Source organism: Citrobacter farmeri (assembly GCF_019048065.1).
GTDB classification, from domain to species: domain Bacteria; phylum Pseudomonadota; class Gammaproteobacteria; order Enterobacterales; family Enterobacteriaceae; genus Citrobacter_A; species Citrobacter_A farmeri.
In genome coordinates this window covers 3,791,858-3,804,603 of record NZ_CP077291.1, presented here as the reverse complement: position 1 = coordinate 3,804,603, position 12,746 = coordinate 3,791,858, and the positions used below count along the sequence as shown (strand labels likewise).

12 protein-coding genes are annotated in these 12,746 nt (G+C 54.8%); 7 read left to right on the top strand and 5 right to left on the bottom strand.

The features are described 5' to 3' along the window. Positions 1-7: 7 nt before the first annotated feature. Entirely contained in the window at positions 8-799 is a 792-nt protein-coding gene (locus I6L53_RS17850) for a DUF2950 family protein (RefSeq protein ID WP_042323806.1), read from the bottom strand. A gap of 12 nt (positions 800-811) precedes the next feature. Beyond that, on the bottom strand, positions 812-2,443 hold the full coding sequence (locus I6L53_RS17845) for a DUF3300 domain-containing protein (RefSeq protein ID WP_042323804.1): 1,632 nt from the start codon (positions 2,441-2,443) through the stop codon (positions 812-814). 399 nt (positions 2,444-2,842) lie between these two features. On the opposite strand from I6L53_RS17845, the gene acnB reads away from it, so the two are divergent. From acnB to I6L53_RS17810, 7 genes are all read left to right on the top strand, one after another. Next, entirely contained in the window at positions 2,843-5,440 is a 2,598-nt protein-coding gene (gene acnB / locus I6L53_RS17840; protein ID WP_094464849.1) for a bifunctional aconitate hydratase 2/2-methylisocitrate dehydratase, read from the top strand. A gap of 174 nt (positions 5,441-5,614) precedes the next feature. Continuing rightward, positions 5,615-5,977: a protein YacL gene (gene yacL, locus I6L53_RS17835; protein WP_042323792.1), complete on the top strand. Its 363-nt coding sequence runs from the start codon at positions 5,615-5,617 to the stop codon at positions 5,975-5,977. A 179-nt stretch (positions 5,978-6,156) separates the two neighbouring features. Continuing rightward, on the top strand, positions 6,157-7,110 hold the full coding sequence (locus I6L53_RS17830; protein ID WP_042323791.1) for a 2-keto-3-deoxygluconate permease 1: 954 nt from the start codon (positions 6,157-6,159) through the stop codon (positions 7,108-7,110). Then, positions 7,107-8,378 carry a D-threonate kinase gene (gene dtnK, locus I6L53_RS17825; protein ID WP_042323788.1) on the top strand — a complete coding sequence of 424 codons (1,272 nt, stop codon included), beginning with the start codon at positions 7,107-7,109 and terminating at the stop codon, positions 8,376-8,378. Before I6L53_RS17830 ends, dtnK begins: the two co-directional genes overlap by 4 nt. Continuing rightward, a complete protein-coding gene (locus I6L53_RS17820) occupies positions 8,368-9,351 on the top strand; it encodes a D-threonate 4-phosphate dehydrogenase (protein ID WP_084196644.1) in 984 nt (327 codons plus the stop codon). The genes dtnK and I6L53_RS17820 overlap by 11 nt, the downstream gene beginning before the upstream one ends. 9 nt (positions 9,352-9,360) lie before the next feature. Further along, a complete protein-coding gene (locus I6L53_RS17815) occupies positions 9,361-10,128 on the top strand; it encodes a DeoR/GlpR family DNA-binding transcription regulator (protein WP_042323785.1) in 768 nt (255 codons plus the stop codon). Positions 10,129-10,167: 39 nt separating this feature from the next. Then, positions 10,168-10,413 (top strand): YmjA family protein, encoded by a 246-nt coding sequence (locus tag I6L53_RS17810; RefSeq protein WP_042323783.1) that lies wholly within the window; start codon positions 10,168-10,170, stop codon positions 10,411-10,413. 46 nt (positions 10,414-10,459) lie between these two features. On the opposite strand, the gene speD is transcribed toward I6L53_RS17810, so the two are convergent. The 3 genes from speD to I6L53_RS17795 all read right to left on the bottom strand — a co-directional run bounded on the left by speD (position 10,460) and on the right by I6L53_RS17795 (position 12,588). Next, on the bottom strand, positions 10,460-11,254 hold the full coding sequence (gene speD, locus I6L53_RS17805; RefSeq protein WP_042323781.1) for an adenosylmethionine decarboxylase: 795 nt from the start codon (positions 11,252-11,254) through the stop codon (positions 10,460-10,462). Positions 11,255-11,269: 15 nt separating this feature from the next. After that, positions 11,270-12,136, bottom strand: a complete 867-nt coding sequence (gene speE / locus I6L53_RS17800; protein ID WP_042323779.1) for a polyamine aminopropyltransferase — start codon at positions 12,134-12,136, stop codon at positions 11,270-11,272. Positions 12,137-12,240: 104 nt separating this feature from the next. Continuing rightward, a complete protein-coding gene (locus I6L53_RS17795) occupies positions 12,241-12,588 on the bottom strand; it encodes a YacC family pilotin-like protein (RefSeq protein ID WP_000846617.1) in 348 nt (115 codons plus the stop codon). Positions 12,589-12,746 lie beyond the last annotated feature (158 nt).

The window sequence follows — 12,746 nt, the reverse complement described above, 5'->3', positions numbered from 1 at the left end:
TTGCCTGTCACTCCACCGGTTTCCAGGGATCGTGGGGGGTAAATTTTTCTATGGCGATGGCTTTCAGCCCGCTATCTTCCCCCAAATCCGTCTGATACACGCGATCGTCCTGGCTTACCATAAAGCTCATCACGCCTGTTTCGCCCCAACTGACGGGCCAGGCGAGCAGCGCGAATCCTTTTTCGTTGTCGCTGGCAATAATGCGAAAATAGTAGCCGTGATACCCTTCACCAGGCGAGTCAGGACTGAAGGCCGGTCCTAACGGGCTGGGCGTTTCGCCAGGTTTTACGGGCCAGTACAGGCCATCCTGTTGACCGGTGTGGCTGATAATCCGGGTAGCAAAAGCCTGTTTGCGCTGCCAGTAGTCGTACTGAGCGTCGACATAGGCGCGCATGGCCTGAATCGCCGAGAGTTCGTTGCGGCCAATCGTGCGCGTCAGGATCTCATCTTGTGCCGCGGACATATCGAAATGCCAGCCCTTGCTCGTCTTCACCATGGGGACAGGCAACTGCCAGTTTTCCTGACCGACGTTCAGGTGGGCCATATTACCTTGTTGCACAATCTGATGGCTGACTTTCCAGTCGCGGTTAAAACGTGCGACAGCTTCGGGGTCTGCCCCCTCAGAAGGCAAAAACTGTCGCCAGTCATCGCCGAGCACGAAGGTAAGTTCAGCGTCGTTATTTCCGGCAATCGCTTTAGCAAACGCGTTTGCGGCATCGTCCGGAGTGGCAAACATCTGCTGGGCGTAACTCATTAACGGTAGCGAGAGCAGCAGGGTGCTTAACAGTATTTTTTTCATTATGGGCTCCGGTTAACGACGGTGAAATTCGTGGGATTGTGACAGGCGTTCGTGCGAAGTCCCACGTTGTACATTGCCCAGACGACGACTTTCCTGACCGCGCTGCTGTTGCGACTGCCAGTTCGGCGAGCGACTGTCATTGCCGCTAAAGGCATTCGCGCGGTTTTGCTGGAATGCCGACTGACGCGGTTGCGGTGAAGAGGAGTCAACACGCTGACGTGCCGTCTCCCGCTGCTGTTGTGAGACCGGGCGTTGCTGTGCTTTGGCTCTGAGATCGTCACGATGCTGTTGTTGTGCCGGGGTGGTCGATTGTTTCAACGTCTGCTGCGCGGCCTGACGGCGTGTGTGGTTACCATTGTCGTCGTAGCCGCGATAGTTATTGCGCTGGGCAACCTGATTCAACTGTTGAGAGGCGGCTTTGCGCTGGGCATCACGCGTTGCGATTGGCTGCTGCTGAGGCAGCGCTTTAGACGCATCCGGATGACGCTGTTGCAGTTGTGCCATCGCCGCCTGACGCTGGCTGTCGCGGGAAGCCGTCGCGGCAGGCTGCTGTGTGGCACTGAGACCGCCGCTGACGTTGGTCGGATGGAAACGCTGTCCCGTTGAGGCGTTTTGATACGGCACGCCGCCTCGAAAAGCAGGGTTGTGCTGCCAGGTCATGTTCTGCGTTTTCAGATTCTGCCCGGAGATGCGGTTGAAGTTATTGACGTTGATATTGATGTTATCGCCGTTGTGCTGATAGCCATTACCGCCATGACGATCGTCGTCATGATGATGATCGTCATCGTGGTGGTGATCATCGTCATCCCAGTCGATATTGCTGAACAGCGCATAGGTGGTGGCGACGCCAAGGCTGTAACCGAAGCCTTTAACAAAACTTCCGACAAACTGTTCACCTGGCGTCGGTGGGAGATACACCGGGGGATACGCGGTGTTGGGCCAGGTGCCATAAACTGTGGAGGGGTTATAGCTGGGGACGTACACCACCTGCGGATCGGCAGGCTCAATTTTAATCACCGTTGCCGCAGGCGCAGTCGCCGTACTGGACGGTGTGGATGGAGTCGACGACGTGGCCGCGACACTCTTTTTCGGCGTGCTGGTCACCGTCTGCTGCGGGGTGGATTTCAGCGAGCCGGTTTGCTGGGCCAGTAAGCGCAGGCGCTGAACTGAATCCATGACATCCTGCGGTTGTGCCAGAAACGCATCACCGAGGTTTTGCACCCACTCCGGGTTTTCCCCCATCAGCGTCATGAGCTGCGGAAAGGCAACCAGCGACTTCACGCTGGGGTCCCATGGCTGGTTTGCGACGGCCTGAATGGCGGCATCGCCTTGCTGCGTCGGATTATCATGCGACCATTGCGCCGCCTGAACGACGTTAGCCGGATAGGTCGCAGCCATCAGAACCTGAGAAAGCAGCGGATCCGGATAGAGGGCTATTGGCGCAACCCATTGATCGATTTGCGCTGTGGTAAAGCTCGCTTTCGCAACCGGAGCCGGAGGGACTTCGGCTGACGCGGGCGGTTGCACCGCGACGGGCGTCGGGGCTTCCGGTGTACGGCTTTTGACATACAGCACGCCTGAAGCAGCAAGTAGCCCGGCGCTACAGATCAGCGCAAGCACGTGGGGTTTAAAGGGCAACGTCATATTCTTACTCCCGATTTGCCTTGAAATCGCAATGGTCGAAGTGCTGCCACCCGCAGGTGCAGTGTTGCGTGAGTATAAAGAGACGATAGTTTAATTTTTGACTAATCTTGGGATCGGTACAGCAGAGTGATTATAAGAATGCGAAATAGTGTGACGATTCGTAACAGCGATTAATTCCCCGCTTCTGAAATCGAAAAGGGCATTAGACCATCCTTAACGATTCAGCCACTTTTTTATGTTGCTTTTTTGTAAACAGATTAACACCTCACTAAAATCCTGTTATTCTGCCCATTGCGGTACCGGGCATTTACCCTACAAACTGCTGTCTCACAGGAGCGTGAAGAGAATCGCCCATCGAAAAAGCGCCGCACTATGACAATGAGAGCGAGGAGAACCGTCGTGCTAGAAGAATACCGTAAGCACGTAGCAGAACGTGCCGCCGAGGGGATTGTGCCCAAACCCTTAGATGCAACCCAAATGGCCGCGCTCGTCGAGCTGCTGAAAGCACCGCCTGCGGGCGAAGAAGAATTCCTGTTAGACCTGTTGATCAACCGTGTTCCCCCTGGCGTCGATGAAGCCGCCTATGTCAAAGCGGGTTTCCTCGCTGCCATTGCTAAAGGCGAAACGACTTCCCCACTGATTACGCCTGAAAAAGCGATTGAACTGCTCGGCACCATGCAGGGTGGTTACAACATCCATCCGCTGATCGACGCCCTGGACGATGCCAAACTGGCACCGATTGCCGCCAAAGCGCTCTCCCATACGCTGCTGATGTTCGATAACTTCTATGACGTAGAAGAAAAAGCCAAAGCGGGTAACGAATTTGCGAAGCAGGTGATGCAGTCCTGGGCAGATGCCGAATGGTTCCTGAGCCGTCCTCCGCTGGCTGAAAAAATGACCGTCACCGTCTTCAAAGTGACCGGTGAAACCAACACCGATGACCTGTCTCCGGCACCGGATGCCTGGTCTCGCCCGGATATCCCGCTGCACGCGTTAGCGATGCTGAAAAACGCCCGTGAAGGCATTGAGCCGGATCAGCCGGGTGTCGTTGGTCCGATCAAACAGATCGACGCTCTGGCAAGTAAAGGCTACCCGTTGGCTTACGTCGGTGACGTCGTCGGTACCGGTTCTTCACGTAAATCCGCCACTAACTCCGTGTTGTGGTTTATGGGCGATGACATTCCGCACGTGCCGAACAAACGCGGCGGCGGTCTGTGCCTCGGCGGTAAAATCGCCCCTATCTTCTTCAACACTATGGAAGATGCTGGCGCACTGCCAATCGAAGTGGATGTGTCGAACCTGAACATGGGTGATGTGATTGACGTTTACCCGTTCAAAGGTGAAGTTCGTAACCATGAAACCGGCGAACTGCTGGCGAGTTTTGAACTGAAAACCGACGTGCTGGTTGATGAAGTTCGCGCGGGCGGTCGTATTCCGCTGATCATCGGTCGCGGTCTGACCACTAAAGCGCGTGAAGCGCTGGGCCTGCCGCACAGCGACGTGTTCCGTCAGGCGAAAGATGTGGCGGAAAGCACTCGTGGTTACTCGCTGGCACAGAAAATGGTTGGCCGTGCGTGTGGCGTAGCGGGTATCCGTCCGGGCGCGTATTGCGAACCGAAGATGACCTCCGTGGGTTCTCAGGATACCACCGGCCCAATGACCCGTGACGAACTGAAAGACCTGGCGTGCCTGGGCTTCTCTTCCGATCTGGTGATGCAGTCTTTCTGTCACACCGCAGCGTATCCGAAGCCGGTTGACGTCACGACACACCACACGCTGCCGGACTTCATTATGAACCGCGGCGGTGTTTCGCTGCGTCCGGGTGATGGCGTGATCCACTCCTGGCTGAACCGTATGCTGCTGCCGGATACTGTTGGTACAGGTGGTGACTCCCATACCCGTTTCCCGATCGGGATCTCCTTCCCGGCAGGATCGGGTCTGGTGGCGTTTGCTGCTGCGACCGGCGTCATGCCGCTGGACATGCCGGAATCGGTACTGGTGCGTTTCAAAGGCAAAATGCAGCCGGGTATCACTCTGCGCGATCTGGTACATGCTATTCCGCTGTACGCGATCAAACAGGGTCTGTTGACCGTGGAGAAGAAAGGTAAGAAGAATATTTTCTCTGGCCGTATTCTCGAAATCGAAGGTCTGCCGGATCTGAAAGTCGAGCAGGCATTTGAGCTGACCGATGCTTCTGCCGAGCGTTCTGCGGCAGGGTGTACCATCAAGCTGAACAAAGAGCCGATCGTTGAATACCTGACCTCCAACATCGTTCTGCTGAAGTGGATGATCGCGGAAGGCTATGGCGACCGTCGTACGCTGGAACGTCGCATTCAGGGTATGGAAAAATGGCTGGCGGAACCTGAACTGCTGGAAGGCGATGCGGATGCTGAATATGCCGCGGTGATCGACATCGATCTGGCCGATATCAAAGAGCCTATCCTGTGTGCGCCAAACGATCCGGACGACGCGCGTCTGCTCTCTGAGGTTCAGGGCGATAAAATCGATGAAGTATTCATCGGTTCCTGCATGACCAATATCGGTCACTTCCGTGCCGCCGGTAAACTGCTGGATGCGCATAAAGGCCAGTTGCCAACGCGTCTGTGGGTGGCACCGCCAACCCGTATGGATGCGGCGCAGCTGACCGAAGAAGGCTACTACAGCGTCTTTGGTAAGAGCGGTGCGCGTATTGAAATTCCGGGCTGTTCACTGTGCATGGGTAACCAGGCGCGTGTCGCAGACGGGGCGACGGTAGTATCAACGTCCACGCGTAACTTCCCGAACCGTTTAGGCACCGGTGCGAACGTCTATCTGGCGTCTGCCGAGCTGGCGGCGGTTGCGGCCCTGATCGGCAAACTGCCGACGCCGGAAGAGTACCAGACCTATGTGGCGCAGGTGGATAAAACAGCCGTCGATACTTATCGTTATCTGAACTTCGACCAACTCTCTCAGTACACTGAGAAAGCCGACGGTGTGATTTTCCAGACAGCGGTGTAATGCGTTAACGCATTTCGTGTAAAAAGGCATCAATGCCCGGTGAAGCGTGCTTCTCCGGGCATTTTTATTTCCATTCCTTATACGCGATCCGCTTTTTTTCTGCGTCCAGGCTGCGATAATTAAGGCAAGGCGCAATGCGGTAATGGCGCATTGCCGGGAGCAGAGGACTACATTATGGATTACGAATTTCTGCGTGATGTTACCGGAGTGGTCAAAGTGCGCATGTCCATGGGTCACGAAGTGGTGGGACACTGGTTTAATGAAGAAGTGAAAGAAAACCTGGCTCTACTGGACGAAGTGGAACAGGCGGCACACGCGGTGAAAGGCAGCGAACGTTCCTGGCAACGGGCGGGGCACGAATATACGCTCTGGATGGATGGCGAAGAGGTGATGATCCGCGCCAATCAACTGGAGTTTACCGGCGACGAAATGGAAGAGGGGATGAACTACTACGATGAAGAGAGTCTGTCGCTGTGTGGCGTCGAGGATTTTCTGCAGGTGGTAAACGCATACCGGGAATTTCTGCGTCAATCCTGAATGATTTCAAGCTCATTGAAGCCGGGCGTTTGCGTCCGGCTTTTTTTTGCAGATAAATGATTGTTTGATTTTTATTAATCATTTTAAAAGTGTGATCTGACGCGTTTGTGATCTTTACTTGATTAAATATAATCACTATGATTTTTTTTAATCACAACATGACAACAGGCGGGAAGACCATGAACATCAAAAAGGCAATAGAACGTGTACCCGGTGGCATGATGGTTGTGCCATTGGTTATCGGTGCCATTATCAATACCTTTGCCCCGCAGGCGCTGGAAATCGGTGGATTTACTACCGCGCTGTTTAAAAACGGCGCTGCGCCGCTGATCGGTGCATTCCTGCTGTGCATGGGCGCAGGGATCAGCGTAAAAGCGGCGCCTCAGGCTTTGCTACAGGGGGGGACGATCACCCTGACCAAACTGCTGATCGCCATTGCGATCGGTCTCGGCGTTGAGCACCTGTTCGGGGCCGAAGGGATCTTTGGCTTAAGTGGGCTGGCGATTATTGCTGCCATGAGTAACTCGAACGGGGGACTTTATGCGGCGTTAGTCGGCGAGTTCGGCAACGAGCGTGATGTCGGTGCAATCTCAATTCTGTCTCTTAATGACGGTCCGTTCTTTACGATGATCGCGCTGGGTGCCGCGGGCATGGCTAACATTCCGATCATGGCGCTGGTGGCCGTACTGGTTCCGCTGGTCGTCGGTATGATCCTCGGTAACCTTGATCACAACATGCGTGACTTCCTGACCAAAGGCGGGCCGCTGTTGATTCCGTTCTTTGCCTTTGCGCTGGGGGCCGGCATCAACCTCGAAATGCTGTTGCAGGGCGGTCTGGCGGGTATCCTGCTGGGGGTGTTGACCACGTTCGTTGGCGGCTTCTTTAACATCCGCGCAGACCGTCTGGTGGGCGGTACCGGGATTGCCGGAGCGGCTGCCTCCAGTACCGCCGGGAATGCCGTCGCAACGCCGCTGGCGATTGCCCAGGCTGACCCTTCGCTGGCGGAAGTCGCCGCCGCTGCCGCGCCGCTGATTGCCGCCTCCGTAATTACTACCGCGATCCTGACCCCAATTCTCACCTCGTGGGTTGCCAAAAAGCAGGCGCGTCAGGTTGTCGAGGAGAATAAAGCATGAAAATGATCGTTATCGCCGATGATTTTACGGGCTCTAACGATACCGGCGTGCAGCTGGCGAAAAAAGGCGCACGTACGGAGGTGATGCTCACCCCGGCGCAGAAGCCTTCTCGTCGTGCCGATGTGCTGGTGATCAACACGGAGAGCCGGGCAATCCCGGCGGCGCAAGCCGCTCAGGCGGTTCAACAGGCCTTAGCTCCCTGGTGTGAGGGGGCAATCACGCCGCTGGTGTATAAAAAAATCGATTCTACGTTTCGTGGCAACGTGGGGGCCGAGGTGACGGCGGCGATGCGTGCCGCCAACCGAAAACTGGCCGTGATTGCTGCCGCGATACCCGCGGCAGGACGCACGACGCGTGACGGACTGTGCCTGGTCAATGGAACCCCGTTACTGGAGACTGAATTTGCCAGCGATCCCAAAACGCCGATTATCTCTTCGCGCATTGCGGAACTGGTCACGCTGCAAAGTGACATTCCGGTGCATGAAGTGTCGCTCGACGACGTCCGCTGCGGACGGCTGAGCGCGCGGTTAGCCGCTTTCGTGGCAGAAGGTGAGTGCATGGTGGTGGTGGATGCGGTTGAGGATCGTGATTTGTCACTGATTGCGCATGCTATTTGTGAGCAGGACGTATTGCCGTTGCTGGTCGGTGCCGCCGGACTCGCCAATGCGCTACCCGTCAGAATGTTCATGCAGGAAAAGCAAGAGCTTCCGGTGTTGGTCGTCGCGGGTTCGATGAGTGAAGCTACGCGGCGTCAGATAGACAAGGCGCTGTGTCAGGACAGGGCGAAGGTTGTCGATATTGATGCCTCACGGCTGGCCTCTGACCATTTCGAGCAGGAGATAGCGTCGGTGGTGGAGCAGGCCTGTGCGTTACTGAGCCATCAACACCATACGATTTTACGTACCAGTCGGAGTGCGGAAGACCGACAGATGATCGACACGCTGTGCGCCAGCGTGGGGATGAGTCGCCAGGCGCTTGGCGAACGGTTGAGTCAGCGTCTTGGGACAATCACGTTGCATATTATTGAGCAGGCGCGTATTGGCGGCCTGTTCCTGACCGGGGGGGACATCGCGACCGCCGTAGCCAGTGCGCTGGGGGCGGAAGGCTATCGCATTCAGAGCGAGGTGGCGCCGTGTATTCCGTGTGGAACGTTCGTGAACAGCGAAATTGACGATCTGCCGGTGATCACCAAAGCGGGAGGATTCGGCTCCGACAGTACCCTTTGTGATGCGCTTTATTTTATTGAGGAGATGTACAGTGGTAACTAAAACAGTCGCGATTACGATGGGCGACCCTGCGGGGATCGGTCCGGAAATTATTGTTAAAGCGCTCAGTGAAGATGAACTCAACGGCGCGCCGCTGGTGGTGGTGGGATGCCTGCAAACGTTGAAGCGCTTGCAGGCCAACGGTCTGGCTGAGGGCGTAACGTTCCGTGCTATTACGCAGGTAGCGGATGCCCGATTCGTACCTGGCGTCATTCATGTCATTGATGAACCGCTGGCACAACCGGAGGCGTTGGAACCGGGTAAAGTACAGGCACAGGCGGGCGATCTGGCTTATCGCTGCGTAAAACGGGCGACGGAACTGGCAATGAAAGGCGACGTCCATGCCATCGCTACCGCGCCGTTGAACAAAGAAGCGCTGCATCTTGGCGGACACCATTTCCCGGGACACACCGAGCTGCTGGCGACGCTGACGGAAAGCCGCGACTACGCGATGGTGCTTTACACTGACAAGCTGAAAGTTATCCATGTTTCCACCCATATCGCTCTGCGTAAGTTCCTCGATACCCTCAACGGCCAGCGTGTGGAGACCGTCATTGGTATTGCCGATACCTTCCTGAAGCGCGTGGGGTTTGCGCATCCGCGTATTGCAGTAGCCGGGGTGAACCCGCATGCCGGTGAGAACGGATTGTTTGGCGATGAGGAGATCCGTATCGTCGGTCCGGCGATTGAGAACATGAAGGCGAAAAGGATAGACGTTTACGGTCCGTGCCCGCCAGACACCGTGTTTTTACAGGCGTATGAAGGTCAATATGACATGGTGGTAGCGATGTATCACGACCAGGGCCATATTCCGCTGAAGCTGCTGGGTTTTTATGATGGCGTCAATATCACCGCGGGCTTGCCGTTTATCCGCACCTCTGCCGATCACGGGACGGCATTTGATATCGCCTGGACGGGAAAAGCAAAATCTGAGAGCATGGCCGTATCGATTAAACTGGCAATGCAACTGGCGTAATTTCCTGTTATGAAAGGACAACACCGTCTGGATAAGATTGTGGCGTATTTGAAAAATCATACGCTGGTTACCGTGGAGCAACTGGTGGATGCCGTTGACGCATCGCCGGCAACGATCCGACGCGATCTGATCAAACTGGATGAACAAGGGGTGATCAGTCGCAGCCACGGCGGTGTTGCGTTACGGCGCTTTGAAGCAGTACAACCGACGACCAATGAGAAGCAACTGCGTTCGCCCGCCGAAAAACGGGCGATCGCGCGTTATGCCGCCTCGATGGTACATGCGGGCGATGCCGTAGTTCTCGATGCCGGGACCACCATGCTGGAGCTGGCAAAATGTTTAACTCATCTTCCTCTCAGAGTCATTACCGTTGATCTGCACATTGCCCTGTTTTTATCTGAGTTTCGCCAGATAGAAGTGACGATTGTCGGCGGGCGGATTGATGACAGCAGCCAATCCTGCATCGGCGAATTTGGGCGCAAAATGCTGCGTAGCGTCTACCCCGATATCGCGTTTATGAGCTGTAATACCTGGAGTATGGAAAAGGGTGTGACCACGCCGACAGAGGACAAAGCGGGACTGAAACAGGAAATTATCGCCAACGCCCAACGTAAGGTGTTACTCGCTGACAGCAGCAAATATGGCGCGCATTCCTTGTTTAATGTTGCTCCGCTCAGTCGCTTTACCGACGTCGTTACCGATGTTAATTTACCGCAAGCCGTGCAGGCCGAACTGAAGGCGCAATCCGTCGCCCTGACGCTGGTACAGCCTGAGTAACATCGTAACCAACGTTGGGATAACCCCAGGAGATGAGTGATGGGTAATGAAATACCGCTGAAATATTATGACATTGTGGATGAGTATTCGACGGAGTGTGCGAAACCCGTAGAGGATTCAGAACGTGAACCCCTGGCGCACTATTTTCAGCTACTGATTACGCGTTTGATGAATAACGAAGAGATCAGCGAAGACGCGCAACAAGAGATGGCCAGCGAAGCCGGCATTGATGCGCAACGCATTGATGAGATCGCGGAATTCCTCAATCAATGGGGGAATGAATAGTCTCAGTCCCCAGAACAGGAGCGCCGACGCGCTCCTGACGGTTTTCTTAAACGCCCGGAATATTGCGCGCGTAGTAAATCTCACGCATCTCTTTCCATAGCGCAGCGGTAATCTCTTTACGCTCTGCCTCAGTTAACTCTTCCGGCCGGGTGTGGAACATGTAGTGCTTAAGATCGAACTCTTTGAGCAGCATTTTGGTATGGAAGATATTTTCCTGATACACGTTCACATCCACCATGTCATACAGCGACTTCATATCTTCGGACATAAAGTTCTGGATGGAGTTAATCTCATGATCGATAAAGTGCTTCATCCCGTTGATATCACGGGTAAAGCCGCGCACGCGGTAATCGATGGTCACGATGTCGGATTCAAGCTGGTGGATCAGGTAATTCAGCGCCTTCAGCGGGGAAATCACGCCGCAGGTTGAGACCTCAATATCCGCGCGGAAGGTACACAATCCGCCTTCCGGGTGGCTCTCCGGATAGGTATGCACACAGATATGGCTCTTATCGAGATGGGCAACCACCGCTTCTGGTAGCGGACCGGGATGCTCGGTTGTATCAATAAGTCGCGGATCGACAGGTTCTTCGCTCACCAGAATGGTGACGCTGGCACCCTGAGGTTCGTAATCCTGACGGGCGATGTTCAGGATATTGGCGCCGATGATGGAGCAGGTTTCTGACAGAATTTCGGTCAGGCGGTTGGCGTTGTAGAGTTCGTCGATATAGGCGATGTATCCGTCGCGCTCTTCGGCGGTTTTGGCATAGCAGATATCGTAAATACAAAAACTCAGACTTTTGGTCAGGTTGTTAAAGCCGTGCAGTTTCAGTTTTTTCAATTTCTTATCTTCTCCTTAGGACGATGCTGTCGCCAGCGCGTCTTGCAGATACTGAGGTAAGGCAAACGCAGCCGTGTGGATGGCCGGGTTGTAATAGCGACACTTCAGGCCAGACGAGTGAAAACGCGCCTGAATGATTTCGGTCGACAGATGGCGCAGTGCTTCGTTATCCGTCGCCCACGCGAAGGTCATTATGCCGCCGTAGTAGGTAGGGATCGCCGCCTGGTAGAAGCCGACATCGGTGAAGTAATGGCTGAGCTTGCGGTGGCTGTCGAGGGCTTCGTCCTGTTGCAGGAAGCAGACGCCGTTCTGCGCGACAAAGATCCCACCCGGATTCAGACAGCGCTTGCAGCCTTCGTAGAATGCCGAGGTGAACAGACTCTCGCCGGGACCGATTGGATCGGTGCAGTCGGAGATGATCACATCAAACGTGTTCTGCGTCTGGTTGACGAAATGCACGCCGTCGTCGATCACCAGCGTAAAGCGCGGATCGTCATAACTGCCCGCGCTGTGGTTGGGCAGATACTGGCGGCAGAACGAGACGACACCCGCATCGATTTCCACCATCGTGATGGTTTCGACGTTTTTATGCCGACTGACTTCACGCAGCATCGCGCCGTCGCCGCCGCCAATAATCAGCACGTGTTTTGCGTGACCGTGAGCCATCAACGGAACGTGAGTCATCATCTCATGATAGATAAACTCATCGCGCTCGGTGGTCTGCACTACGCCGTCCAGCGCCATCACGCGACCAAAGGCAGCGTTTTCAAAGATGATGAGATCCTGATGATCGGTCTTCTCATGCCAGAGAATGTTATCGACGGCAAAATACTGCCCAAACTGGTCGTGTAGCGTTTCGTGCCACTGTTTTTTTTCGGCCATGGGGGAATGCCTCCTTTGTTAACACCCGTAAAAAAAGGGCGCAACATCATAGCTAACAATGACCGTTGATGCACGGTCATTATTTCAGCAATATGGACGGGAGGTTATTTGACGTAAGCCAGCAGGCTCAGGGAATCGCGCGCCAGTGCTTTGCATTTTTTAGCGACAGGAATACCGATACCGCTTAAATCGCGATAGCTGTCTTCGCCAAGGGATTTCATATCGAAGGTGTCGTAGTTGCTGAGGTCCCACTGGTTTTGCTGAGCAAAAAAGACCAGCGCGCGACGAATCTGCCCGTTGGGTAAATTCTGGTAGCCGCAGTCATTTTTCAGAAAGACAAAAACGGCCGTCAAATCGGCCATATCTTCGGCTTCAGATTCACTGAGCGCATAGCTGTTTGCGCATACGGCCATCAGGCTGCCGAACAACACGGTTCTGAAAAACGTCTTCATTGCATCTACCACTGCATCACGGAAAGTCAACGTTAGCATACTGGAGGCGAAGCGACGACTTTTATTATGTTTTAAGTGATATCCCTGGCTTGACCTTGCCGTAAGGGGAGGGTCTATGCTCAGAGATTAGCGTTATTTCGCCTGCTGCAAAATAAGGA